The 25,017-nt window shown below is 71.2% G+C and carries 24 protein-coding genes; 10 read left to right on the top strand and 14 right to left on the bottom strand.

Translation table 11 applies throughout. The features are described 5' to 3' along the window. Window positions 1-22: 22 nt before the first annotated feature. The 6 genes from mtrA to ahcY all read right to left on the bottom strand — a co-directional run bounded on the left by mtrA (window position 23) and on the right by ahcY (window position 8,309). Window positions 23-700 carry an MtrAB system response regulator MtrA gene (gene mtrA / locus AC1DWP_RS13610; RefSeq protein WP_477615010.1) on the bottom strand — a complete coding sequence of 226 codons (678 nt, stop codon included), beginning with the start codon at window positions 698-700 and terminating at the stop codon, window positions 23-25. 86 nt (window positions 701-786) lie between these two features. Further along, window positions 787-2,205 carry a hypothetical protein gene (locus tag AC1DWP_RS13605; protein WP_477615009.1) on the bottom strand — a complete coding sequence of 473 codons (1,419 nt, stop codon included), beginning with the start codon at window positions 2,203-2,205 and terminating at the stop codon, window positions 787-789. A gap of 22 nt (window positions 2,206-2,227) precedes the next feature. Next, window positions 2,228-4,543, bottom strand: coding sequence for a spermidine synthase (locus tag AC1DWP_RS13600; protein WP_477615008.1), 2,316 nt, complete (start codon window positions 4,541-4,543; stop codon window positions 2,228-2,230). Next, window positions 4,540-5,814: a hypothetical protein gene (locus AC1DWP_RS13595; protein WP_477615007.1), complete on the bottom strand. Its 1,275-nt coding sequence runs from the start codon at window positions 5,812-5,814 to the stop codon at window positions 4,540-4,542. The genes AC1DWP_RS13600 and AC1DWP_RS13595 overlap by 4 nt, the downstream gene beginning before the upstream one ends. A gap of 137 nt (window positions 5,815-5,951) precedes the next feature. Beyond that, on the bottom strand, window positions 5,952-6,818 hold the full coding sequence (locus tag AC1DWP_RS13590; protein ID WP_477615006.1) for a class I SAM-dependent methyltransferase: 867 nt from the start codon (window positions 6,816-6,818) through the stop codon (window positions 5,952-5,954). 45 nt (window positions 6,819-6,863) lie between these two features. Beyond that, a complete protein-coding gene (ahcY, locus tag AC1DWP_RS13585; protein ID WP_477615005.1) occupies window positions 6,864-8,309 on the bottom strand; it encodes an adenosylhomocysteinase in 1,446 nt (481 codons plus the stop codon). Window positions 8,310-8,514: 205 nt separating this feature from the next. On the opposite strand from ahcY, the gene AC1DWP_RS13580 reads away from it, so the two are divergent. Further along, window positions 8,515-8,799, top strand: coding sequence for a hypothetical protein (locus AC1DWP_RS13580; RefSeq protein WP_477615004.1), 285 nt, complete (start codon window positions 8,515-8,517; stop codon window positions 8,797-8,799). Here the strand turns inward: AC1DWP_RS13580 and AC1DWP_RS13575 are convergent. Beyond that, window positions 8,796-9,839, bottom strand: a complete 1,044-nt coding sequence (locus tag AC1DWP_RS13575; protein WP_477615003.1) for a cation diffusion facilitator family transporter — start codon at window positions 9,837-9,839, stop codon at window positions 8,796-8,798. The two genes, AC1DWP_RS13580 and AC1DWP_RS13575, sit on opposite strands and share 4 nt — an antisense overlap. Before the next feature lie 138 nt (window positions 9,840-9,977). Here AC1DWP_RS13575 and AC1DWP_RS13570 point away from each other — a divergent pair, with 138 nt between their 5' ends. The 6 genes from AC1DWP_RS13570 to AC1DWP_RS13545 all read left to right on the top strand — a co-directional run bounded on the left by AC1DWP_RS13570 (window position 9,978) and on the right by AC1DWP_RS13545 (window position 13,537). Next, on the top strand, window positions 9,978-10,913 hold the full coding sequence (locus AC1DWP_RS13570; protein ID WP_477615002.1) for a glycosyltransferase family 2 protein: 936 nt from the start codon (window positions 9,978-9,980) through the stop codon (window positions 10,911-10,913). A gap of 54 nt (window positions 10,914-10,967) precedes the next feature. Continuing rightward, window positions 10,968-11,495, top strand: a complete 528-nt coding sequence (locus AC1DWP_RS13565; protein WP_477615001.1) for a YbaK/EbsC family protein — start codon at window positions 10,968-10,970, stop codon at window positions 11,493-11,495. 93 nt (window positions 11,496-11,588) lie between these two features. Continuing rightward, the gene (locus AC1DWP_RS13560; protein WP_477615000.1) at window positions 11,589-12,014 is read left to right on the top strand and encodes a hypothetical protein; all 426 of its coding nucleotides are present in this window, start codon (window positions 11,589-11,591) and stop codon (window positions 12,012-12,014) included. Between the two features lie 5 nt (window positions 12,015-12,019). Further along, on the top strand, window positions 12,020-12,457 hold the full coding sequence (locus tag AC1DWP_RS13555; protein ID WP_477614999.1) for a hypothetical protein: 438 nt from the start codon (window positions 12,020-12,022) through the stop codon (window positions 12,455-12,457). Beyond that, window positions 12,454-12,870 (top strand): DCC1-like thiol-disulfide oxidoreductase family protein, encoded by a 417-nt coding sequence (locus tag AC1DWP_RS13550; protein WP_477614998.1) that lies wholly within the window; start codon window positions 12,454-12,456, stop codon window positions 12,868-12,870. Before AC1DWP_RS13555 ends, AC1DWP_RS13550 begins: the two co-directional genes overlap by 4 nt. Further along, complete coding sequence (locus AC1DWP_RS13545; RefSeq protein ID WP_477614997.1) at window positions 12,845-13,537, top strand: TetR family transcriptional regulator; 693 nt, start codon at window positions 12,845-12,847, stop codon at window positions 13,535-13,537. The genes AC1DWP_RS13550 and AC1DWP_RS13545 overlap by 26 nt, the downstream gene beginning before the upstream one ends. Before the next feature lie 28 nt (window positions 13,538-13,565). Here AC1DWP_RS13545 and AC1DWP_RS13540 read toward each other — a convergent pair whose 3' ends face one another. Genes AC1DWP_RS13540 through AC1DWP_RS13525 form a run of 4 tightly spaced genes read right to left on the bottom strand, consistent with a single transcriptional unit; the run spans window position 13,566 to window position 16,854 of the window. After that, window positions 13,566-14,768 (bottom strand): SIS domain-containing protein, encoded by a 1,203-nt coding sequence (locus AC1DWP_RS13540; RefSeq protein ID WP_477614996.1) that lies wholly within the window; start codon window positions 14,766-14,768, stop codon window positions 13,566-13,568. Window positions 14,769-14,790: 22 nt separating this feature from the next. Continuing rightward, on the bottom strand, window positions 14,791-14,997 hold the full coding sequence (locus tag AC1DWP_RS13535; RefSeq protein WP_477614995.1) for a Trm112 family protein: 207 nt from the start codon (window positions 14,995-14,997) through the stop codon (window positions 14,791-14,793). Continuing rightward, window positions 14,997-16,439 carry a phosphomannomutase/phosphoglucomutase gene (locus tag AC1DWP_RS13530; RefSeq protein ID WP_477614994.1) on the bottom strand — a complete coding sequence of 481 codons (1,443 nt, stop codon included), beginning with the start codon at window positions 16,437-16,439 and terminating at the stop codon, window positions 14,997-14,999. The genes AC1DWP_RS13535 and AC1DWP_RS13530 overlap by 1 nt, the downstream gene beginning before the upstream one ends. A gap of 19 nt (window positions 16,440-16,458) precedes the next feature. Next, on the bottom strand, window positions 16,459-16,854 hold the full coding sequence (locus AC1DWP_RS13525) for a DUF3499 domain-containing protein (RefSeq protein WP_477614993.1): 396 nt from the start codon (window positions 16,852-16,854) through the stop codon (window positions 16,459-16,461). Between the two features lie 60 nt (window positions 16,855-16,914). Between AC1DWP_RS13525 and AC1DWP_RS13520 the strand changes: the two genes are divergently transcribed. Further along, a complete protein-coding gene (locus AC1DWP_RS13520; protein ID WP_477614992.1) occupies window positions 16,915-17,361 on the top strand; it encodes a metallopeptidase family protein in 447 nt (148 codons plus the stop codon). A gap of 19 nt (window positions 17,362-17,380) precedes the next feature. On the opposite strand, the gene AC1DWP_RS13515 is transcribed toward AC1DWP_RS13520, so the two are convergent. The 3 genes from AC1DWP_RS13515 to AC1DWP_RS13505 all read right to left on the bottom strand — a co-directional run bounded on the left by AC1DWP_RS13515 (window position 17,381) and on the right by AC1DWP_RS13505 (window position 22,350). Continuing rightward, window positions 17,381-18,871 carry a DUF5719 family protein gene (locus tag AC1DWP_RS13515; RefSeq protein WP_477614991.1) on the bottom strand — a complete coding sequence of 497 codons (1,491 nt, stop codon included), beginning with the start codon at window positions 18,869-18,871 and terminating at the stop codon, window positions 17,381-17,383. Beyond that, the gene (locus AC1DWP_RS13510) at window positions 18,868-22,041 is read right to left on the bottom strand and encodes a glycosyltransferase (protein WP_477614990.1); all 3,174 of its coding nucleotides are present in this window, start codon (window positions 22,039-22,041) and stop codon (window positions 18,868-18,870) included. The genes AC1DWP_RS13515 and AC1DWP_RS13510 overlap by 4 nt, the downstream gene beginning before the upstream one ends. A 93-nt stretch (window positions 22,042-22,134) precedes the next feature. Further along, window positions 22,135-22,350, bottom strand: a complete 216-nt coding sequence (locus tag AC1DWP_RS13505; protein ID WP_153269213.1) for a WhiB family transcriptional regulator — start codon at window positions 22,348-22,350, stop codon at window positions 22,135-22,137. Between the two features lie 319 nt (window positions 22,351-22,669). Here AC1DWP_RS13505 and cofD point away from each other — a divergent pair, with 319 nt between their 5' ends. Together cofD and AC1DWP_RS13495 are read left to right on the top strand one after the other, a co-directional pair. Then, entirely contained in the window at window positions 22,670-23,650 is a 981-nt protein-coding gene (gene cofD, locus AC1DWP_RS13500) for a 2-phospho-L-lactate transferase (RefSeq protein WP_477614989.1), read from the top strand. Window positions 23,651-23,652: 2 nt separating this feature from the next. Continuing rightward, window positions 23,653-24,684: a coenzyme F420-0:L-glutamate ligase gene (locus tag AC1DWP_RS13495; protein ID WP_477614988.1), complete on the top strand. Its 1,032-nt coding sequence runs from the start codon at window positions 23,653-23,655 to the stop codon at window positions 24,682-24,684. Window positions 24,685-25,017: the final 333 nt, after the last annotated feature.

Here is a 25,017-nt window from a genome sequence, read left to right as displayed (position 1 = left end):
GGACGGGCCGACTCGGACATGGCTAGTTCGGGCCGGCCTTGTAGCCGACGCCGCGCACCGTCACGACGATCTCGGGGTGCTCGGGGTCGTGCTCGATCTTGGAGCGCAGCCGCTGCACGTGGACGTTGACCAGCCTGGTGTCGCCTGCGTGGCGGTAGCCCCACACCTGCTCGAGGAGCACCTCGCGGGTGAAGACCTGCCACGGCTTGCGGGCCAGGGCGACGAGGAGGTCGAACTCGAGCGGCGTGAGGGACAACGCAGTGACGTCCCGCTTGACCGAGTGGCCTGCCACGTCGATGACGAGGTCGCCGATCTCGAGCCGCTCGGGCTCCGGTTCGTCGCCGCGACGCAGCCGCGCCCTGATGCGCGCGATGAGCTCCTGCGGCTTGAACGGTTTGACGACGTAGTCGTCGGCGCCGGACTCCAGCCCCACGACCACGTCGACGGTGTCGGTGCGCGCCGTGAGCATGACGATGGGGACCCCCGACTCGGCCCGGATCCGGCGGCAGACCTCCATGCCGTCCAGACCGGGCAGCATCACGTCGAGCAGGACCAGGTCGGGTCGGCTGTCACGGAAGGCCCCCAGGGCCCCGGCCCCGTCGGCCACGTGGGACACCTCGAGTCCCTCGTTGCGCAGGACGATGCCGAGCATCTCCGCCAGCGCCAGATCGTCATCGACGATGAGCACGCGACCCTTCACCTGCGTCAACCCTCTTTCCAGCAGTCAGCAATGATTTCCCCCGAATCATCACACACGCAACGCGGGAGGTGTCCGAGCCACGAGCCTCACCGCGGACTTTCGCGGACGAACAGGTGCCAGTCACCGATGACCCGGGCCGTGCGCCACGTCGGGTCGGCCTCCACCAGCGCCATCGCTGGGCGACCCTTCTCGACGGCCACGACATCGGCCGAGTCCCACGCCCGTCGACCGGCGGGGTCGCCGGCGAGGAAGTCCAGGTAGACGGCCTGGTCCGCGGGGGCGAAGGCATCGATCGGGTCGCTGACCCAGACAGTGAGCCCGTCGGCCGCCAGCTGCTCGACTCCCGGTTCGGTGGCCAACACCACACCGTCGTCACCGGCCAGGTCGCGCACGGCCGACACCACCGGGCCGGGCACGTAGCCGGGCACCGCTTCCTTGGTCGCGAGAGCCGCCGTCCACACGGCCACCGCGAGGAGCGACCAGATCAGCCAGGGCACAGGGCGGGGGCGCCGCAGGTCGACCCGGGGCGACTCGTCGCCCAGGGTCGACCGCTCAGCGTCGGAGGTGCCCGTCACGAGGAGGAAGAGCCCCAGGGCGAGCCAGACGCCGTTGCGCGCGGCGATCAGCGTCGCGATCACGAGCAGGCCCGCGACGACGTACTCCCACGCGGCCCGTCGCGACCTCAGGAACAGGACCAGCACCACCAAACCGGCACCGAGCAGCAGGGCATCGAAGGGGCGCCGCGGATCCGGAGCGGACCACAGCTCGGAGCCCCGCTTGGCGGCCTCGTTGGAGAAGACGCCGACGTAGTAGTGGAACGTGCCGAGCCCTGCGGGGGTGAGGAACAGGGCGCCGAGCGTGGTGACGCCCACGGCGATGGTCTCTGCCGGGCGCCGGTGGAGGCGGCTGACCAGGAGGTGGCAGCCCGCGACCGCAACGCCGACGAGCACCGCGCCGTGCAGGTTCGCCCAGACTGCCACCAGCACCGGGAGCAGCCAGATGCTGCGCGTCGGCCGCTGCGCCTGCCGTGTGAGGATCACCATGAGCACGGCAAAGGGCACGAGGGAGAGCATCTGCAGCCGCACGACCACCAGCGCCTGGAGGGACATGGTTGCCACCAGGAGCATCACGCCTGCGACTCTCGCGTCCCGCGCCCCACGACGCAGCGCAGTCACGGCGAGCAGGAGCAGGGCCGCAAAGCCCATGGCTCCCTGCAGGGCGAGCAGTCCACGATCGCCGGCACCGGTGGCGGCGGCGAAGAGCAGCTCGGCCAGGACCGGCACGTTGTGCCATCCCGCGGAGGGGGCCGCAGCGAAGGGGATGTGGTGCGGGATGCTGCCCGTGTCGACGATGTGCCTCCCGAGCGCGACGACCCAGAACGCGTCGGCCCCCACGATGGCCTGCCACGCGGAGAATGCCGTGACCGCCGACAGCGCGGCGAAGGTGCGCCACGACCAGCCCAGGGCGCTGGCCGAGTCCCGGGCCAGAGGTCGAAGGGTGCTCACGGGCCCAACACTGGCAGAGGCGTCACTTGAGGACCGAGAGGGTCGAGGAGTAGTCATCGGTCCAGTCCACCCTCCGCCCGGTGAGCGGCTCCCATCCCCGGCTCGCGGCAAACGGAGCGAGCCGGTTCTCGTCGGACGACATGACCACCCACGTGCTCCGGGTGGCTCCGGGGCCGTCGCCCTTGGTGGCCACCCGAGCGGCCCACCCGAGCGACGCGGCGCTGCCGGTCAGGACGGGCGCGAGGTCGAAGACCCTGTTGCTGATGTGGACGACGAGCAGTCCTCCTGGCCGCAGGCTGTTCGCGTAGACGCGCATCGCCTCCTCCGTCAGCAGGTGCACCGGGATGGCGTCGGAGCTGAAGGCATCGAGCACGAGGAGGTCCAGCGAACGGGGCGCCAGCTTGGCCACTTCGAGGCGGCCGTCGCCCACCACCACGTCGACGTGTGCGGCCGAGTCCGAGAGGTAGGTGAACATCCGCGGGTCGCGGGCGATGGCGACGACGGCAGGGTCGATCTCGATGAAGGTGAAGCGCTGCCCCTGCGCTCCATAGGCCGCCAACGTGCCCACCCCCAGGCCCACCGCCCCGACGTCGGCGATCCCCGGGGTCGCGAACACGTCGCCCAGCGGGCCGGTGCGCGCGTAGTAGGTGGTCGGCTCGCCGCGCTGACCGCCGAGCCACTGCGTGCCGTGGACGGTGGTGCCGTGGGCGAACTCGTGCTGGCCCTCGCTCTCGGACACGCGGTAGCTGCCGAAGAAGGTGCGCCGATGGTCCAGGGATCCCTGGTCCAGCTTCACCTCGACCCCCACGAACGTGAGCAGCAGGACGACGGCCACGACCATCCTCCGCGTCGACAGCAGCCACCCCGCCAGGGCAGCCAGGGCCAGTCCCACCAGGGCGAGCGCCATGGAGTCTGCCCACCGACTGATCACCAGGCCGAGGGCCGCCGCACCGACCAGGGCGCCGAGCACGACACCGGCCCTGCGCAACGCCCACCCCGCCGCTGACGCTGACGCCGGCGTTGAGTCCGCCACGGACGCCGACTGGTCGGCACGAGACGGGGGAACAGCCTTGCCGATGAGCAGGAGGGGCACCAGTGCCGCGACGATCGGGTACTCGAGGACGCGGTCGAAGACCAGGGGCGCGAGCATGCCGTTGAGCAGTCCACCCAGCGCTCCGCCTCCCGCCACCACCAGGTAGAAGTGCGTGAGGTCACCCACCGCCGGACGGTCTGCCGCAAGTCGCGCGTGGGCGACGAACGCCACCAGCGCCAACATCACCATGTTGAGCACGACACCGAGCAGGATGGGGGTGCGAGCCTGCATCATCGCGGCCGCCGCGGCGAGGACCGTGCTCGCCACCGCCAGCCGAACCACAGCCGCCGGAACGTGGCGTGAGGTGCGGCCGAACGCGATGACGAAGGTGGCGAGGTAGATCGCGAGTGGTACCACCCAGAGCAGCGGGATGGGGGCGATGTCGGTGCTCACGTGGGCCGTGACGGCCAACATCATCGCGGAGGGCAGGAAGGCCCAGAGTGCCCATTGCCCCTCGCGTCGTAGTCGAGCCCTGGGGCCTTCGGGCCGGGGAGCGGCCTCAGCGGGCGGCGACCCTGCGGGACCGACGCGACCGCGGCTGACCGACAGGCGGGTGAGGCCGGCGCACGTTGCCGTCAGCACGACGAACCCCACGAACCCCCACGACCACCACGTCCGCTGCTGAGCCAGCGAGAGGTGTGGTTCCACGATGAACGGGTAGGCCAGCAGCCCCCCGAAGCTGCCGAGGTTGCCGGCGGCGAACAGGAAGTACGGGTCGTCAGCGCGCGGCCCGCCGGTCCACGAGTACCACCGCTGCAGGAGCGGCCCGGCGGTGGAGATGACGAGGAAGGGCAGCCCGATCGTGGCCAGGAGGACCCTCAGGAGCCAGAGCACCGGCGACGCGGTGGCGCTCGGCGCGGCATCTGGAGGGAGGGCGATCGGCAGTACCGCGAGGGGGGCCAGCAGCACGAGGACGTGCACCGGGGGCTGCCAGGCCGGTCCGAGGCGCCGGGTCGTGGCGTGGGAGTAGGAGTAGCCGAGCAGGAGGAGCACCTGGAAGAACAGGCTGCTCGTGCTCCACACGGTGGCCGATCCACCGAAGGACGGCAGGACCAACCGCGCCACCATCGGCTGGACCACGAACAGGAGCGCGGCGCCTGCGAACGCGGTGAGGGTGAAGACGCAGACGAGCACGATCTCCCGGGGTCGACCGGCGGGTCCACCGGCAGGTCGACCGGCCCGCCGACCGGTCCGCCGCACGACCGGTCGGGATGTCTTCACAGCGTCGAGTTGCGGCACCTTCATGGCATCAAGGGCGTCGTGCTCGTCACGGCCAGCGAAGCGCCGACCCAGTAGTACTGACACACGAGGCCGGCCGCAGCCGCCAGCCCCACTGCGCACCACCGCGCGCGGCTCAGACCATTCGGTCCGGGACTCCCGACCACGAGCAGGCCCAGGGTGGGGGCCAGCAGGAGGTAGCGCAGGATCCCGGTGTGCATGGGGGTGAACGTGAGCAGGAACAACGGATAGGCGATCGCCCAGGTGCGCAGCTCCAGGCTCCAGCCTGAGCCCAGCTTGCTCAGGGTGCTCAACACGAGGAGGCCGGCTATCAGGAGCACGAGGACCAGCCCCGTGGCGCCGGCGGCCTTGAAGGCGGACGCGAACCATCCGAAGCGATACTCACCGGCCAGCATCGACGTGCGCTGGAATCCCTCGTTGTGACCGAGCACGACCGAGGCGATGGCTGACCACAGGAAGGTGCTGCCGACGGCGACCGCACACAGCAGCGCAGGCGCGACCGCACGCCGACCCCGGAGGGCACCGAACCCCTCGCGGCGGACGCGTTCGGCGATCTGGACGGCCACGACCACGGCCAGGACGGGGGTGATCAGGCGCGTCATCGCCAGAGCGGAGACCGGCGCTATCGCCAGCAGGTACCGCTGGTGCTGGATCGCCCAGAGAGCCAGACCGAGGAACAGCATCCCCAGCGCCTCGCTGTAGGCAGCCTGGAACAACGGGGCGGTGACGAAGGTGCAGGCCAACAGGGTCCCGGCGGTCGCCAGGGCGCGGCCACCCGCGCGGTCCAGCACGCGGAACCACACGAGCATCGCCAGGGCACCCGCGACGACGTTGACGACAGTCATCGACCACGCGAACGACAAGCCCGTGACTGCCATGACGGCGCGCACGACCATCGGGAACCCGGGCGGGAAGGCCCAGGTCCACATCGTGGTGAAGCGTTCGGTGGCGGACTCGCTGCCCGTGGGGACCTGGTAGCCGTCCGTGGCGATCGCCTGGAACCACTGTCCGTCCCAGTTCGTCACGACGCCGAGGTAGCCCGGGTCGGCCGGGAGCTCCTGATAGACGAAGTACGGGGGGAACCCGTTGCGGACGATGTCCGGAAAGGTGTCGAAGCCCACTGCGATCTGGGACTTCGAGGCCACGGCGATGAACACGAACGCAGCAACGCGCGTCAGGAGGAAGACACCCAGCGGCCAGTACCACGAGAAGCTCGCACCCCTCCACGCCCTGACCGACGGGGCTGTCGTGGCGCGAGCCTCGCTGACGGCGGTCATGGTGGGGTGTCCTCGGGAGCGGCAGACAGTGACCGACGCAGTATGTCCGTTTTGACGTGGGCGCGCCGCTCCGCGGCTGGGCGGCTCATCCGTTCAGTCATCATCGCCTGGCCATTGGACCCACAGGACTGTCGCGACTAGGCCGGCGCCTGCGACGGCGCCAGCGCCGGGGCGTGACCGTCCTGGACGTTCTGGACGTCCTCGACGTAGAACCAGTCACCGCCCACGTCCGTGAGGGTCGCCCCGGCAGGAGCCCCAGCGACGGCCTGCCAGTTCCAGGGGTACGGGAAGAAGTGCAGGTGCAGGTTGAACGAGTACCGGTAGGGCCTCTCACGGGGGACCACGACGATGAGCCTGCGGCGGGTCACCCGGCGCAGCTCAGCCAGGGCCAGGTCGATCCGCTGCACGTGTTCGAGCGTGTGGGTGGACACCACCGTGTCGAACGCCTGGTCCTCGAAGGGCAGCTGCTCGACTGATCCCTCGTGGTAGGAGATCTGGGCGTCCTTGGGCAGCTCGCCATCCAGCACGATGTCGCAGCCGACCACCTTCGGCGCAATGCTGGCCAGCCTCTCCACCAGGTAGCCGCGCCCACATCCGGCATCGAGCACGGACTCACCCACCACGCTGCGCAGGATGGCTTCGACCGACTTGCCGTTGAGGTCGGTGCATCCCTGGACCTGCTGCAGGTCCGACGTGCGGGCGTAGACGTCGACGAACTCGGCAGGCGACATCGAGAAGCCGTCCTGCTTGAAGTCCGCGAACGTGCGGTACCGGTTCCCGAAGGCGACACGGAGGAGCGGCCACATCAGGACCCGGCTGTCACGCAGGACCGGGGGAACCCAGTTGTCCAGGAAGTTCCTGATCAGCAACGCCCGCTCACGCGCAATCGCCACGTCCACACCTCTCGCCCGGGAACGTTGGGAAGGTACCAGTTCGGTGCCGAGCACCAGGGCCAACGCACCGCACACGACGTATGCCGCCCGCTCGAGGTGAGCGGGCGGCATACGGGATGGTGCGTGGCGGGGCCGAACCGCCGGTGGGGCGCAGCCTCAGTAGCGGTAGTGCTCCGGCTTGTAGGGGCCGGCCACGTCGACACCGATGTAGGCGGCCTGCTCCTTGGTCAGCTCGGTGAGCTGCACGCCGAGGGCGTCGAGGTGGAGGCGGGCAACCTTCTCGTCGAGGTGCTTGGGCAGCACGTAGACCTGCTTGTCGTAGTCGTCGTTCTTGGTGAACAGCTCGATCTGGGCGATCGTCTGGTTCGCGAAGGAGTTCGACATGACGAAGCTCGGGTGGCCGGTGGCGTTGCCCAGGTTCATCAGGCGACCCTCGGACAGCACGATGATCGAGTTACCGCCCTCGAACGTCCACTCGTGGACCTGCGGCTTGATCTCGGTCTTGGTGACGGCGACCTTGGCCAGGCCGGCCATGTCGATCTCGTTGTCGAAGTGACCGATGTTGGACACGATCGCCTTGTTCTTCATCTTCGTCATGTGCTCGGCGGTGATGATGTTGAAGTTGCCGGTGGTGGTGACGAAGATGTCGGCGATGTCCACGACGTCGTCGAGGCGGGCCACCTGGTAACCCTCCATCGCGGCCTGCAGCGCGCAGATCGGGTCGATCTCGGTGACGATGACGCGTGCGCCCTGGCCGGCCAGGGCAGCGGCGCAGCCCTTGCCCACGTCGCCGAAGCCGGCGACGACGGCGACCTTGCCGCCGATGAGGACGTCAGTGGCGCGGTTGAGGCCGTCGAGGACCGAGTGGCGGCAGCCGTACTTGTTGTCGAACTTGGACTTGGTGACCGAGTCGTTGACGTTGATCGCCGGGAAGAGCAGGTCACCGGTGGCGGCCAGCTCGTAGAGGCGGTGGACACCGGTGGTGGTCTCCTCGGTGACTCCCTTGATCTGCTCGGAGACCGTGGTCCACTTGGTCGGGTCGGCCTTGAGGGTCTTGCGGACGAGCTCCTTGAAGACCCCGACCTCCTCGGAGTCCGACTCGTCGGTGGGCGGCACCTGACCGGCGGTCTCCCAGGCACGGCCGTTGTGCACGAGCATCGTGGCGTCGCCACCGTCGTCGAGGATCATGTTGGCGCCGGTGGAGCCCGTGCTGTCACCGGGCCAGGTGAGGATCTGCTCGGTGCAGTCCCAGTACTCCTCGAGGGTCTCGCCCTTCCAGGCGAAGACGGGGACACCCTGGGGGTCCTCGGGGGAACCGTGGGGCCCGACGACGACCGCGGCGGCCGCCTCGTCCTGGGTGGAGTAGATGTTGCACGAGGCCCAGCGGACCTCGGCACCGAGCGCGGTCAGCGTCTCGATGAGGACGGCGGTCTGCACGGTCATGTGCAGCGAACCGGCGATGCGGGCGCCCTGGAGCGGCTGGGCCGCCCCGAACTCCTCGCGCAGGGACATCAGACCGGGCATCTCGTGCTCGGCCAGGCGGATCTGGTGACGGCCGGCCTCGGCGAGGCTCAGGTCGGCAACCTTGTAGTCAAAAGGCATGGAAGTACTCCTGGAGATGACTTGATGGTTTGCGGACCCGGCGCAGCCCATCTGGGCACACATCGTTGGAGCGGGTTATCACCCACGCCGGCGGGGACCCACTCTACCGGAGGTATGCCGCGTGGCCAGCCCCAGCGCGGTGCTCAGGGTGCGCCCGGCCGCCTGCGGCACTAGGAAGGGAGTTACCCACCACGAACGGAGCACCATGAGCGAGCCCAGCAGCGGGGTCCCCGGCGAGATCGCCGACGCGGAGGTCGAGGCCCCCACGAGCGACGAGCCCACGACCGTGGAGCTCGAGCTCGACCAGGAGAAGATCGAGGCCTGGGACGAGGTCAAGGGCGACTACCAGGTCGAGCCCGACGGGCAGCCAGTCGCCAACAGCCTGGACGGGAGCGACCTCGACAGCGACGACGCGACGGCTGACGACACGACGGCTGACGCGACGGCAGACGACACCCCGGCACCCGAGGCGGACGCCGAACAGTCCTAGTGACCGTCGCCGCTCGACGGCAGCGGGTCGTCGGCGGCGTCGGTGAGGGTGGCATCGCTGTGCTGCCACTGCGGGCGCTCCTCGGTGCCGGTGTCGATGTCCGGCTCGAGGTACATCAGCAGGGTGAGGTCGGGAGCGGCCTCACGGGCCCTGGCCTCCGCTGAGTTGATCGCATCCGCGATGTCCCGTGCCGTCGTGCCCGCCGGGACCGCGACCTTGGCGGCGACGACGACCTCGTCGGGTCCGATGTGCAGGGTGCGCTGGTGGATGACGCGGTCGATGCCCTCGACGGACTCGATCGCCTGCACGATCCGTCCGATGTGTTCGGGCGAGGCCGACTCGCCGAGCAGCAAGGACTTCATCTCGATGGCGAGGAAGATCGCGACCGCCACGAGGAGAAGGCCGATCAGGCCCGTGCCGATGACGTCGAACAGCGGGTTCCTGGTGAGCAGCATGAGCCCCACCCCGAGGAAGGCGAAGACGAGGCCGAACAGTGCCGCGAGGTCCTCCAACAGGATGACGGGCAGCTCGGGGGCCTTGGCGCCACGGACGAACTCGAGCCACTTGCGGCGCCCACGGACCTTGTTGGACTCCAGGATCGCGGTGCGGAACGAGAACGACTCGAGGACGATCGCGACCGCGAGCACGACCACGGGCACCCACCACCACTGGGCGCTGCCACCGTGCTCGTCGCTGAAGGGGTCGAAGTCGTGCAGGTCGTGGGTCTCGTGCCACTTGTGGTACGCCTCGTAGAGCGCGAAGAGGCCACCGATGCTGAACAGCACGATCGAGACGATGAAGGCGTAGACGTAGCGCTCTCGGCCGTACCCGAAGGGGTGCTCGGGTGTCGCGGCGCGCTTGGCCCGCTTACCACCGGTCAACAGCAGCAGCTGGTTTCCGGAGTCGGCCAACGAGTGGATCGCTTCGGCCAGCATCGAGCTGAAGCCGGTCAGGAAGAACGCGATGAACTTCGTGATCGCGATCCCCAGGTTGGCCAGCAGTGCGGCCACGACGGCTTTGGTCCCACCCTCGGTCGACATGGCCGACAGCGTATCGGTGCGGCAGCCTCCCCCGTTCGGACGACCCTGCCCCGCGAACGGACAGCACGCCCCCCGACCTCTTGTGGTGGGGCGACCGCTTTCTCGACATTTGCTCTGTACTCCGCGCGAGAGGAAGCCATGTACAAGGGACTGAGGGTTGCGGTCGTGGTGCCCGCGCACAACGAGGAGCGCCTGATCGGTCGCACCGTGTCCACCATGCCCGCCCTCGTCGACCACATCATCGTCGTGGACGACGCGAGCACCGACGGCACCGCCGAGGCGGCCAAGGCGGTGGGCGACTCGCGCACCGACGTGCTCACCCTCCTCGAGAACCAGGGCGTGGGGGGTGCCATCATCACCGGGCACCAGACCGCCCTGGCCCTCGACGCCGACGTCTCCGTGGTCATGGCGGGAGACTCACAGATGGACCCTGACTACCTGCCCGCCCTGCTGGACCCGATAGCCGCCGGCCAGGCCCAGTTCACCAAGGGCAACAGGTTCTACGGCAGGGGCTCCTTCGACGGGATGCCCAAGCACCGCATCGCCGGCAACCTGACGCTGTCCTTCCTCACCAAGGCCGCCTCGGGGTACTGGAACCTCTTCGACCCGCTGAACGGCTACACCGCGATCAGCCGGGAGGCTCTCCAGCGGCTCGACCTGACCCGCATCTCGCGCCGCTACGAGTTCGAGAACGACCTGCTGATCCACCTCAACATCCTGCGGGTCCCCGCTGTCGACGTGGCCATCCCGGCGCGGTACGGCGACGAGGTCTCCGGGATCAACCTGCGCACCCAGGCGCCGCGGGCCCTGTCCCACCTCGCCAAGGGCTTCTGGACCCGGATCTGGTGGAAGTACGTCCTGCAGTCCTTCTCCGCGGTCGCCCTCATGCTCTTCGGCGGTCTCGCCCTCACCGCGTTCGGCCTGGTGGTCGGTGCGTGGACCGTCGCCCACACCCTCGGCCCGGCGACGGCCAGCGCCGGCACGGTCGTGTTGGCGGTCGCTCCCCTGCTCAGCGGCTTCCACATGCTGATCCACGCCATGGTCCTCGACATCCAGGAGTCCCAGCCGCGATGACCCGCGGGACGCGGTGCAGGCGCTGATCCGGCGCTGGCTCGCTAACCTCGACGGGTGAGCAGCGCCGAAGGAAACCTGACCTGGGAGCCGGCCACGCGGCATACCGAGCTGTTGGCCGCTCCGGTGGCGCAGGCGATCGCCGGCACACCCTCGGCGCGGGTCGCGCCGATCGACGCCGAGCTCGCCGACACGGCGGCGTTCTGCGCGGCCTACGACGTGGCCATGGAGAGCTCGGCCAACTGCGTCGTGGTCGCGGGCAAGCGCGGTGGCGAGGTGCGGTACGTCGCCGTGATGGTGCTCGCGTCGATGCGCGCCGACATCAACGGCGCCGTGCGCCGGCACCTCGACGTCCGCAAGATCAGCTTCGCCCCCATGGAGCAGGCGGTCGCACTGACGGGCATGGAGTTCGGCGGGATCACGCCGGTCGGGCTGCCTGCGGCCTGGCCCGTGCTGGTCGACGAGGCGGTCGTCGCGGCCGGGGACGTCGTCATCGGCAGTGGCATCCGCGGCAGCAAGCTGCTCGTCCCAGCCGCTGAGCTGGCTGCGCTGCCCTCGGCCGAGGTGCTCCGCCTGTCGCTCTGACAGTCGTCACTTGAACATGTTCAACCTTCCCTGCTACTGTCGGGTCCATCAACTTGAACACGTTCAAAGAACGTCCGTCACGAAGGAGCCCTCGTGGACAACGCAGTGGACAACGCAGTCATCGCCTATGTGCTGTACCTGGTCATCGCCGTCCCCCTCACCATCTGGGTCGGGTCGACCCTGTCGCGGAACGGCCGGGTCTTCCTGGTCGACGTCTTCGACGGCAACGACGAGCTGGCCGAGGCGGTGAACAAGCTGCTCGTCGTCGGCTTCTACCTGCTCAACCTCGGTATCGTCGCGCTCTACCTGCGCATCGGCGACACCCTCGCGGACGCCCGCGCCATCGTCGAGACACTGAGCGTCAAGCTGGGCGTCGTGCTGCTGATGCTCGGCTTCGTGCACCTCACCAACGTGTACGTCTTCAACAAGATCCGCCGCCGCGGTCGCCTCGACGCAATGGCCACTCCCCCGGTCCCGCCGCAGGGCTGGACCCAGCCCTTCCCGGCTCCGATGGGGTGAGGGTCGTGAGGACGGTCCGGATCGCGCTCGCCGGCGCCACCCTGTGGAGCCTCGCGCTGGTCGTGGCGGCGCTCACGGTCCCCGTCTACTCCGGTGACACAGCCGGAGCGGACGCGGACGGCGTGCCGGGCGCCACCTCCACCACGGCCACCCTCGTCGAAGTCAACGGGTGGTGGGGACTGGTGGTGGCGAGCATCCCGCTGGGCGCCTGCCTGGTCGTCGGGACGTTGCTGCTCGGGCCGGGCGGTCGGGCGGCCACGGTCGCCGCTGTCGTGGTCGTGGCCCTGCTCGGTGTCCTGACCGTCCTCAGCCTGCTCAGCATCGGCGTGTTCCTCGCCCCTGCCGTGGCGGGCCTCGGGGTGGCCGCCCTCGCCGCCCTCGCAGCCCCGAACCAGCGCCCCGACCACCTCGACGGCATCGACCGCACTGAGGCGGCGCGGTGAAGCGCCTCGTCGTCCTCTACGACGCCGGCTGCCCGATGTGCTCACGGTTTCGCACGTGGCTGGTCGGGCAACCCCACCTCGTGGCGGTGACCGCCCTGCCGGCCGGTTCCGCACAGGCCCGCGCGCTCCTGCCCCACCTCGACCACGCAGCCACGGTCCGCGAGATCACGGTGGTCGGTGACGGCGGGGAGGTCTGGACCGGCGCCCACGCCTGGGTCGCCTGCCTCTGGACAACGGTGGAGCACCGCGACCTCGCCATCCGCCTGTCCACCCCGCTCGGACTGCCCGTGGCCAAGGCGATGGCGTATGCCGCGGCCGGGCTCCGCGCCTCCCTCACCACCACGCTCGTGCCCGAGGCGGTGGAGGACAATGGCTACGCTGACGACTGTGACGGACTCTGCCAACCGGTCTGACCCCGCCAACCGGTCCGACCGTGGTGAGCAGACCCGCACCGCCATCGCAGCGGCCGCCCAGGAGCTCTTCCTCGAGCGGGGCTACGACAAGACGACCATGCGGGCCGTCGCGGACCGGGCCGGCGTCAGCATCGGCAACGCCTACTACTACTTCGCGTCCAAGGAGCACCTGGTCCAGGCCTTCTACGACCACATCCAGGTCGAGCACGCCGCGGCGGCGCACGAGGCCCTTGCTGCGAGTGAGAAGTTCGCAGACCGGCTGCGCGCCGTGCTCACCACCTGGGTCGACGTGGCGGAGTCCTTCCACGGCTTCGCGGGGAAGTTCTTCAAGGTCGCAGCCGAGCCGACCAGCCCCCTCTCCCCGTTCAGCAGCGAGTCGAAGGGGGCGCGGGAGGCCAGCATCGACCTGTTCCGGAAAGTCGTCGACGGCTCCGACCTGAAGGTGCCCGCCCCCATCCGCGCCGAGCTGCCCGAGCTGCTTTGGCTGCTGCAGATGGGGGTCGTGCTGTTCTGGGTGCACGACTCCAGCGACGGCCAGCAGCGCACGCGGGCCCTGGTGCGTCAGGTGGTGCCCCTGGTCGACAAGCTGGTCAGGCTCAGCCGGCTGCCCGGCATGCGGGGAGTCGTCGGCGACGTCGTCGAGCTGATCCGCTCCGTACGGCCCTGAGGGCACCCGGCCCGCCAGGCCACTCGGGTCAGCCGCCGGCTCGGCCTCGCAGGTCCGCCACGTGCGGCGACACCGCAGGATCCAGGCCCAGCCCCAGGGCCAGGTAGGTCGCGGCGAAGTCTGTGGTCGCGATCTGACCCGCCAGGCGGGTCAGGGCGTGCCCCGGCTGCGCCGTCACCTCGCTGACCCTGACCCCCACCTCACGAGCCGCCGAGGTCAGGGCTTCGGCCAGCGCCCGCGCCTCGTCGGCCTCTCGCGTCATCGGGTCGGGCAGGACGTCCCTGAGCATCAGCAACGACAACCGTGGTGCGGCCGGGCCGTCGAGGAACGGATCGGTGAAGATGTCGTCGACCACCCCGGAGGCCTGTGCGCCCGGGCGAGACGCGGCCCCGCCGGAGTACGCGGCGGTGAACGGGCCGTCGAAGCAGGCGACGACCTGGGCCGCGTCGTCGGGGAGCTCACCGGACGTGGCCGGCACCCGCGCGGTGCGCGCGAGCATCGAGGTGGCCCGCCCCGCGGCCACGCCGTTCAGGGGACCGTCGCCGAGGACCACCGGGACGCCCTCGGCGAGATCGGCGGCCAGCACCTTGGCCGGGTTGACGAACGACTCCGACGAGGGACGGCAGGACTCCGCGATCTCGTCGAGGCGGTCGGCGGCCTCGGTCAGCACCCGGGCGTCGACGTCAACGATGCCCAGGTGCCCTGCGCCCAGCAGCACCGGGGCGAGCAGCGACCAGAGGGAGGTGCGGGACGTGGTGCGACCGCGGCCGATGCCGATGTGGACACCCCGTGCCTGGGCTGCGACGTCCGCGAGCGGCGAGTCGATGGCCCCGACGGTGAGCAGGGCAGCGCCTCGACGAGCCGCCTCGGCGGCGAGCGCAAGCGGGCCCGGAGCGCGTCCTGACAGCGAGACGGCGATGACGAGGTCGAGCGGACCCACCCAGCCGGGCAACGGCAGGTTGCGCCGCACGCTGACCGGGACCGGCGAGCCCGGCTCGGCAAGCAGCTCGAGCACGTCGCAGACGACGGCCGACCCGCCGAGCGAGGCGACGAGGACCGACCGCGGCCGCTCGCCACCGGCCACGCGCTCGATCCCGCCCTCGGCGGACAGCTCGATCGCCTCGCGCACCTGGGCACCGGCCGTCGCCAGCCCCCGCAGGGTCTGGCGGGAGTCGAGGGTGGCCAGCGCCTCGTCGCTGTCGATGCGCGACTCGTCGAAGAACTGTGCCATCGTCGCGCCTCCCCGCCGTCCGTCAGACCGGCTTGCGGGCTTCGTCGACGAGCAGCACCGGCACACCGTCGTCGATGCGGTACTGCAGGCCGCAGGCCGTGCTGGTGCAGTGAAGCTCGGGCTTGCCCTCGACGGTGGCGTCGGCGAGCTCGGAACGGCAGGCCGGGCACCTCAGGATCTCCCGCAGCCACGGCTCGATCCGGACGTCCTGCCCTTGTCCTTGCGACATCAGCGTTCTCCTCTCACCAGTGCGAGGACATCGTCCCGCACCTGGGTCATCGTGTCTTGGTCAGCCGCCTCGACGTTGAGCCGGAGGAGGGGTTCGGTGTTGGAGGCGCGCAGGTTGAGCCACCACATCGGCGCATCGCTCGTCCCTGCGTGGGTCGCCGTCAGTCCGTCCAGCTCGTCGAACTCAGCGCCGCGCTCGGCAGCCCACTGACGCACGGTCGCGGTCGCGGCCGCAGCGTCCGTGACCGTCGAGTTGATCTCGCCGGACGCGGCATACCGGCTGTATGCCGCGGTGAGCCGGCTCAGTGGCTCACCCTGCTCGCCCAGGGCAGCGAGCACGTGCATCGCGGCGAGCATGCCGGTGTCGGCGAACCAGAATTCCCGGAAGTAGTAGTGCGCACTGTGCTCGCCGCCGAAGACCGCGTCCTCGCGGGCCATTTCGGCCTTGATGAACGAGTGGCCGACCCTGGTCCGCACCCCGCGAGCGCCCTGCTCGGCGATGATCTCGGGGACCGCGGCCGAGGAGATGACGTTGTAGACGACGGCGACGTCAGCCGCGGCGACGCCTCCTGCGACCTGCTTGGCGATCTCACGGGTGGCCACCAGGGCCGTGACGGCACTGGGGCTCACCGGTTCGCCACGCTCGTCGATGACGAAGCAGCGGTCGGCATCGCCGTCGAACGCCAGGCCGAGGTCGGCGCCGTGCTCGACCACAGCAGCCTGGAGGTCACGCAGGTTCTCGGGCTCGAGTGGGTTGGCCTCGTGGTTGGGGAAGGTGCCGTCCAGCTCGAAGTAGAGGGGGATGACCTCCAGCGGCAGCGCGGGCAAGCCGGTGCCCGTGCCGAGGACGGCAGGCACCGTGTGGCCGCCCATGCCGTTGCCGGCGTCGACGACCACGCGCAGTGGCCGACCACCGGAGAGGTCGACCAGGCCGCGCAGGAAGGCCGCGTAGTCACCCAGGACGTCACGCTCGACGACGTGTCCAGACCTCGTGGCCGGAGGCCCCGCACTGACCCCCGCGTCGAGCAGCTGCTGGGCCAGGGCGCTGACGTCGGAGAGACCCGAGTCCTGACCCACGGGGCGCGCTCCCGAGCGACACAGCTTGATGCCGTTGTACTGGGCCGGGTTGTGCGACGCGGTGAACATGGCGCCGGGGAGGTCCAGGGCGCCACTGGCGTAGTAGAGACCGTCGGTGCTGCACAGCCCGATCAGTGTGGCGTCGAGGCCGTGGGCGGTGACGCCTGCGGCGAAGGCCCGGGACAGCTCGGGCGACGAAGGGCGCATGTCGTGGCCGATGACGACTCCGGGAGCTCCCTCCGGCCCGACCACGGTCCGGGCGAAGGCGGCGCCGAGGGCCCACGCCACATCGACGTTGAGCTGGTCGGGGACGAGGCCCCGGACGTCGTAGGCCTTGACGAAGTCGGAGAGGACAGGCTTGGGCACGCCCGAAACCCTAGCGGTGTCAGTTGTCGCGCAGGACGCGCAGGTGCCCGCGGCGACCCGTCTCGACGGCGCCGGAGGCGTCCTCGTCGGCTGGGTGGCGCCTGGTCTGCGCCTGTGCCGGACCGGGGGCCTCGCCCAGCCGGGGCCGGCCTGCCTCGCGCACGGCGTTGGCCAGCGCCAGCAGGTCGTCGTGCGAGGGCTCCGGCTCGACGTACTCCCCGGAGAGGCGCACGATCTCCCAGCCCCGGGGGGCGGTCAGTCCCTCGGCATGGGTCGCGCACAGGTCGTAGGTGTGCGGTTCGGCATACGTCGCCAGGGGGCCGACCACAGCGGTCTGGTCGCCGTAGACGTAGGTGAGCGTCGCGATGGCAGGCTTCGAGCACGCGGTGCGGGAGCACCTCCTGGACAGACTCACGACGCGGACTCTATGCCAGCAAGGCCGGGCCCCCGGGTCGGCACGCCGTAGGCTGGTCTGGTGACTTCGACCGGCCCGCAGGCAGGGCGCTCCCGGGCGGCGCGACGGGACCGTCGAGGCCGAGGGGTGAGGGGTCCGCTGGCCTGGCCGGCCGTCCCCGCCATGGCCACCCGCCGGCAGCAGTTCGACGACCTGGTCCTCGACAGTGCTGCTCGCCTGGAGACGCGGCTCGGCGCCCGCTTCCAGGACGTCGAGTTCGCGGTCGAGGACGTTCCTCCGACCGACCCGGCCCCGTGGGAGCGTGAGGGGGCGCCGCTGGCTCGGGCCTTCCCTCCGCACGGCAGGACCCCGGCGCGGATCGTCATCTACCGCCGCCCGATCGAGAGCCGCGCAGACAACCAGCGCGAGCTCACGGCCATCGTGCAGGACGTGGTGGTGGAGCAGGTCGCTGCGTTGTTCAACCTGCCGCCGGGCGACCTCGACCCACGCTACGACGACGGGTCCTGACCCTGCGTCGAGCCCCGAGCTACCGGGTCACCTCTCGCAGGCCCACGGTCGTGGTGCGCAGGGCAGCGTCGTGCAAAGGGGTCGTCGTCAGGAGCGTCCCCTGGCTGTCGTTCACCCAGGTGACCACGCCTGCCCGGACCTGCCCCTTGCCCGACACGCGGTGCACCCACACGGAGGTGGCACCGGTGAGGTCGAGAGCCCCTGACGCGTCGACACCGAGGTTCGGACGACGGGACGTCTCCACCCCCTTGGCGTCGACGGTCACCACCTCGACGCCGGCGGTGTCACCGGACGACGTCAACGACAGGAACCGCTGCATGGGGCCGGGCGCGCCGGCCGGGTCGACGAGAGGCATCCCGGCGACGCCCGAGATCGGCGGCGTGGAGGACGTCCACGCAAAGTCCCCCGGCTTGCCCGGGGCGCTCCGCATGACCACGGCCGCGGCCACGACGGGCACGTCGGCTCGCACCTGGAGCCCCACGGTGCCGGTCGGCAGCGCCGAGATGTCGATGTCACGGACTGCACCACCGTCGATCCGGGTCACCCCGCCGGCGGGCAGGGCCCGCGGTCCCTGGGCGGTGAGCACCCTGGCCTGGACGACGGCCTCGCCCGTCCCTGGCACCGCGACGCGCAGGACCGACTGGCCCCCCACCGCGACCGCCGGGATCACCTGGTCGCGCGACGGCGCCGCAGTGGGCACGGAGTCGTCGGACCCACCCGCGCGGGTGCCGTCCAGCCACAGGTCGTTGACGACCGCCCCGACCACACCACCATCGGCGACGACGTGCACGACGGGGTTGGCCAGCTCGCTGTTGATCGAGTCGAGGAGGAAGGCCGTGCGTCCGTGCGCCGGGACGACGATGCCCTTGCCGTTCGGGGACGAGACCGCCCCCTTGGCGCCGTAGAGGGTGACGTCGACGGCGACGGCGTTGCCGCCGGGGTTGGTCAGGAGGAGTCGTTCCTGCCGACCGGGGGCCCCCCCGCCGGCCATGATCCAGAACTCGGCACCGGGCGGCCCGCACGGGGCCGAGCCCAGCGACCGCTGGTCGCCCGAGGGCACCAGCCAGCCCTGTGCCGCGGCGACACCGGCAGCCATGGACTCGGTGCCCGACACCAGCACCCCTTCCGCACGGCCCTGGTCGCCCATCACGCTGGAACCGCGGACGGTCACGGGCGTGCCGAGGTCGCCCCGCGGCATACGGCTGAGGCTCAGCCGACCGGGGGCCGTGGCGGGCGCGGTGCCGGTCAGGGCCCGGACGGGGGCCGCAGCCGCGGCAACCCGCACGCCGACGTCGACGTCGTCGACTCCCTTGACGCCCTTGAGCTCCGGACCCGGGCACACCAGCGAAGAGCTGCGCACCGGGTTGGTGGCCGAGGTGGTGGCGGTGTCCACGACACGGGTCGACGCGACGGCGAAGGCCCCCTGGCTGTGCATGGCTGCGGTGACGATCCCGACGCCTGCGGCAGCCACGAGCGAGGTGCGGACGATGCCGCTGACGGAGAGGTTCACGGGCGCCTCCGCCTCGAGGAGCGGTTGCCCAAGGGCACGGCGAGGAAGACGACCACCAGGAGCAGGACGCCCTGGGCGTAGCGCCAGATGGCGTTGGTCGGGAGCACGTCCACCGAGATCGTGGCCGGCCCCGCCGGCAGGGAGTACGACGCTGCGTCGCCGTTGGGCGCGAGCACGTGACCGTCGACGGCGACCCGCGCGTGCCTGACCCACTGGCCCGGCTCGGACAGGACGAGCGAAGTCCCTTGCGGCACAACGGATTTCACCTCGAGCAGCGAGTGGGGACCCGAGACGGGGATGGCCTGCTCCGATGTGCGGCTCAGCAGACGGGCGCGGGAGGGTGCGACGGCGTCGTCGGCCGCCCCTCCGCCTCCGGGCAGGACCCGCCAGAACAGCACGCCATCGTGCTCGCCGAGCCGACTCAGCCCGGCCGTGGCGTCGAGGGCGCGGATCCGGGGGTCGGTGGGCTCGGCACTCAGGCCGATGAACCCGACCGCCTGGTCTGCCAGGTCGACTGCGGGGGTGAGCGCGCCGGGCGCGGCTCCCTGTTCGAACAGCGCACTCACCGAGGCGGCGAGTGCCTCAGCGGTGGGTCGGTCGGTCGTCAGCGGGGGCAGTATCCGGGAGGTCTCCCCGACCTCGCGGCCGAGCAGCTCGTAGGTCAGGGCGTCGCCATCGGGCCGCAGCAGCAGCATCCGGTTGCCGAGACCGCTCTCGGCCTGGTCGATGGCAACGGCTGGACGAGGGTCCTGCCAGGCCCGCAGCCCGTCGCCGACGGTGCGGACGGTGAGCCATCCGGAGCTGACCAGCACGGCTCCGATCAGCGCGCCAGCCACGGGCCAGCGAGCCAGCGCCTGCCACCCGCCGCGCGCCCGGCTGACGGCAAGGCCGTCGGCGCCGAGCAGGGCTGCGGCCACCAGCGCCAGGGCGAGGACGAGCAGGCCGACACCCGACCACGCCGTCACCGGCGCCCCGGCGTCGGGCAGGCCCTGCGGCACGACGCCGAGCTGGATCCGGGGTGCCACGACGGCGTAGGCGAGGCCGAGAAGGGCCACGACCCCGAGGGCGCTCGCGGCGCGACCACGCCGGCCGGCACGCAGCAGGCCGAGCAGCCCGGCGAGGACCAGCGGCGCCGAGAGCAGCACTGGGTAGGACCCGGGGCCACCGGGGTGCAGGAGCGCAATCTGCCAGGGCTGCGCCTGGGTCGTCCCCCAGACCGACAGGCCGGGACCGGTGAAGAGCAACGCCGGACGGTCGAGAAGCGCAGGCAGCCAGGACCCCAGGAGCAGGACCGGGCCGAGGACGATGGCCAGGCCCCGCACCCGGGCCCAGCCGTGACCGACGAGCGCGACGCCCAGGCCGGCGACGAGCACCAGCACGAGGAGGGCAGGCGCGAAGGCTCCGAGGGCGGTGGCGGCAAGGACGGTTGCGGCAGTGACCGTCGCGGTGCCGGTGCGGCGACCGGCCAGCGCGATGCCCCCGGCCACCAGCGGGAGGAGGATCGCGGCGACGATGCCGCCCAGCCGACCAGAGCCCACCGCCGTGGCCAGGACCGCGCTGGTGGACCAGGCCAGGGCGGCGATGGCACGCGGCCAGCGTGAGTGCGTGACGACCCGGGCGCCGAGGTATGCCGTGAGGGTCGCCATCGGGAGGGCGAAGGTCACCAGCAGGGTTGTCACGGCGCCGACAGGCGACGCGGGTGCACTGAGCAGCGGGAGGTGGGCCACCAGCCACGACAGGCCCGACAGGATCACGAGGTGCGGACCCTGCTCGCCGGCACTGCCGAGCCCCGCGCCGTGCCAGCCGTCGAACCAGGCGTGCCACAGGGTGCCCGCGTCGGCTCTGACCCCGAAGGTCTCGCCGCCGGTCACACCGTTGTCCAGCCGGTCGACGAAGCTGCCTCCGAGGTGCCGGCTGGCCAGGGCGGCGACGACGGTCATGACCAGGGTCGCCAGCAGACCGGGGTTCCGGGCGGCGTGGGACGCCCACGTCGCACCCAGGATGTTGAGGTCCTGGGCCTCGTCCGCGACCGGGCCGGACTCGACGGCGTCGGCGCGGCCGGTGTCGCCCGGCCCCGGCTCGAGCGCGACCTCGTCGTGGATGAGGTCGGTCGTGTGCCGCAGCACCGTGCGCGAGGGGACGAACAGGCCCTGCAGGTCGCGTCGGCGGACCTGTCGGGTGCCACGCGAGCGCCACCGGGCCCCGAGCACTCGTCCGGGGGTCAGCACCGCACCGATGTCGGAGAACTCGGCCCATGCGGCGCGGGGTCGTTTGGCCAGCAGCAGCGCGAGGGCGGCAAGGGCGCTCGTCAGGACGATCCAGGCCGCCAGCAGCGGCAGGGCCCACCAGGCGCACCTGGCCAGCGCCACCCGCCGGGCCTGGCGACGCATCCGCGGTGTCGAGTCGCCGAGGGCGGCGTCGTCCGGCTCCGCCCGGGCACCGGTGCGCACGGTGGCGCGGGGCACGACGACGACGCGGCGGCCGGACTGCTGGGCACGCCACGAGAAGTCCACGTCGGCGCCGAAGTCCCCGAGGGCGCGCTCGGGCCCGCCGAGCTCGTCGAGCATTCCGCGCTCCACGAGCATGCCGGTCGCCGGGACGGCCAGGACGTCGGTGCGGCGGTCGTACTGGCCCTGGTCGGGCTCACCCGGGGCCGGTGAGGGGATCACCCGGCCGCTGCGGGTCAGCTGCAGGCCGACCGATCGCAGGGCGCCGGGACGCGTCCAGTCGAGCAGCTTGGGGCCGGCTGCACCGACCGACGGGCTGCGTCGCACGGCATCGAGCAGTCGCGCCAGCGTCATGGGGGCCGCGGCACTGTCTGAGGTGAGCACCCAGACGTGGGTCACGCCGGACGCGCCGGGGGTCACGTCGGGGGCCACGTCGGGCGAGGACGCGCCGTCGGCCGTCGCGGCCCGGTCGGTCAGTGCGAGGGCCGACCGCACGGCATACGCGAGGGAGGTTGCGCCGGGGACGGTGACGAAGGTGATCGCGTCGATGGCTTCGGCCACGCCGCGGTGGGCGCGCACGGTCTCGACGGCGTTGCCGTCGCGCTCGTCCCTCCCGAGGTCGACGACGACGAGGCGTTCGGGGCTGCGCGTCTGGCGCGCGAGGGAGTCGAGGGTCTCCGCGAGCGCGGAGGTCGGGCCGCGGAGCACCAGAACCGCCGTCACCGTCGCGACCCCCGCAGGTGATCCTGCGGGGTCTGTCAGGCCATGGGGCGGGGCAAGCGTCATGCGCTGGTCACGGAGTCGCCGCTGGGGCGACTAGACCGCACGCTTCTTGAGCTTGCGGCGCTCCCGCTCGGACAGCCCACCCCAGATGCCGAACCGCTCGTCGTGGGCGAGGGCGTACTCCAGGCACTCGGCCCGCACCTCGCAGCCGACGCAGACCTTCTTGGCCTCACGCGTCGACCCGCCCTTCTCAGGGAAGAACGCCTCGGGATCGGTCTGGGCACAGAGCGAGCGCTCCTGCCATGACATCTCCACCTCTTCGCCACCTTCGAAGGTGACCAACTGAAGTTCCTGCACGGCTTCCTCCTCGACCCGGTTCGCCGCTGCGTGTGACCTTGCTTGGTCACAACAATGGAATTACACGCGTGTCATACGTGGTTCGTCAAGCGGAAGTCTGATATTTGCCCGATCGGATGAACCTTGATAACGCCGCTTCACAGGACGCTAGAGGTGCGCTAGAAGACTCCCGGCACAGGCGTCGCCCCGACGGCGCCCCCGAACGGCCCCGACGGCACCCCCACGGCGCCCCCGCTGCGGGGGCTGTGGACGGGCTGCAAGACTGCGGAGCATGCGCATCACGGCACTGGCCGGCGGCGTCGGAGGTGCCCGCTTCCTGCGTGGCCTTCGCGCCCACCTGGACCGCTCCCCCGGCCTCTCGGACACCGAGCTGACCATCATCGGCAACACCGGTGACGACATCAGCCTGTTCGGGCTGCGGGTCTGCCCCGACCTCGACACCCTGCTCTACACCCTCGGCGGCGGCATCCACGAGGGCCAGGGCTGGGGCCGGGCCGACGAGAGCCACCGGGTCCAGGGTGAGCTGGCGGCATACGGCGCCGTGCCGCAGTGGTTCGCCCTCGGCGACCTCGACTTCGGGACCCACGTCATCCGTTCGCAGTGGCTCGGCCAGGGGGTGTCCCTCACCGAGGTGACCGCACGCCTGGCGGCCCGCTGGGGCCTGCCCGACCAGCGGATCACCCTGCTGCCGATGAGCGACTCCCCCGTGGAGACGCACGTCGTCGTCGAGGACGAGGAGGGTCAGCGCGCGATCCACTTCCAGGAGTGGTGGGTTCGTCACCAGGCCTCGATCCCGGCGCAGCGGTTCCAGGCGGTGGGCATGGACCGCGCGACCGCAGCACCGGGTGTCCTCGACGCCATCCGGACCGCCGATGTGGTGCTCCTCCCCCCGAGCAACCCGGTGGTCTCGATCGGCATCATCCTGGGCGTGCCCGGCGTGCGAGATGCGTTGCGTGGCAGCGCCGCTCCCGTCGTCGGCGTCTCACCGCTCATCGGCGGTATGCCGGTGCGCGGGCACGCGGACGCGTGCCTCCGGGCCATCGGGGTGGAGTCGACAGCAGCTGCCGTCGCCGGGCTCTACGAGGACTTCCTCGACGGGTGGCTGGTGTCCGCCGAGGACGAGGCGTCCGTGCGCCTGCCCCGAGCGACGGTTCGCAGTCGGCCGCTGCTCATGTCGGATGCCGATGCCGCGGCCGACATCGCCGGCGCCGCCCTGGAGCTCGCGCTCGAGCTCGAGCTCAAGGGCGCCTGACCGTGTCGGTGTCACTCATCCCCTTGACGGGGATGCCGGAGGTGGCGGCGGGCGACGTCCTGGTCACGCTCCTGCTCGACGCAGCGGCCTCTGCGGGCATCTCGCTGGCGGACGGCGACGTCCTCGTCGTCTCGAGCAAGATCGTCTCCAAATCCCTTGGTCTGTGGGCTGATTCGGCCGACAGGAGTGCCGCCGTGATCAGCCAGACGGTGAGGGTGGTGGCGGAGCGCATGTCGGACGACCGGATCACCCGCATCGTGCAGTCGACGGCCGGTCCGATCATGGCAGCGGCCGGGGTGGACGCCTCCAACACCGGGAGTCGCGACGACGTGCTGCTCCTCCCCGCCGACCCCGATGCGGAGGCCGAGCACCTGCGGGTGGCCCTCCTCGCGGCGACAGGGCTGCGGCGCGTCGGAGTGATCCTGAGCGACACGGCGGGGCGGCCCTGGCGGTTCGGACAGACGGACTTCGCCCTGGGGGCAGCCGGAGTCTCCGTCGTCGATGACCTCCGGGGGGCTGTCGACGCCGACGGCAAACCGCTGGCCGTCACGGCGAGGGCCGTCGGCGACGAGCTCGCCGCCGCAGCCGACCTCGTCAAGGGCAAGGCGGACTCGATCCCCGCCGCGGTGGTCCGCGGCTCCGACCTGGCGATCGACGGGCGGGGGGCGGGGGCGCGCGCACTGGTCCGCGTCGGCCGGGAGGACTGGTTCGACCACGGGCGCGCCGAGTCGATCCGGGCTGCCCTCGGCACGGCCCCGGGCAGCCCGGAGGCCATCGAGGACGGCATCGCCGCGATCGGACCCGAGGACGTGGCGTCCCGACTGCGGCGGGCGGTGGCCGTCGCCCTGCGCGGAGCGCCCGAGGCCGGCGTGGACGTCGGGGGTGAGGTGGTCCACGTCAGTGCGCCGACGGCATACCAGCTGGGGGTGGCGGTGAGCCGCCTGCAGGTCGCGCTCTGGGGGGAGGGGCTGGCCACCGACGTGCCCGACGAGGTGAGCGGGCTGGACGTTCGCCTCGAGGTGCATCCCCGCTGACCGAGCCACAAGTCCGGCCCGCTGGGACTGTTGCCGGCTGGAGGTCACAGAGCGGTCGATTCGGGGTCCGGTGACAACAAGCGAGCACCAAGTCCCGGCCCGCTGCGACGTGTTGCCGGCCGGTGGTCACAGAGCGGTCGATTCGGGGTCCGGTGACCACGAGCGAGCAACAAGTCCCGGCCCGCTGCGACGTGTTGCCGGCTGATGGTCACAGAGCGGTCGATTCGGGGGTCCGGTGACAACAAGCGAGCACCAAGTCCCGGCCCGCTGCGACGTGTTGCCGGCTGGTGGTCACAGAGCGGTCGATTCGGGGGTCCGGTGACCACGAGCGAG

The organism is Pedococcus sp. P2_F6, from assembly GCF_056403675.1.
The sequence above is the reverse complement of the archived record's forward strand: the minus strand, read 5'-3'. Positions and strand labels throughout refer to the sequence as shown.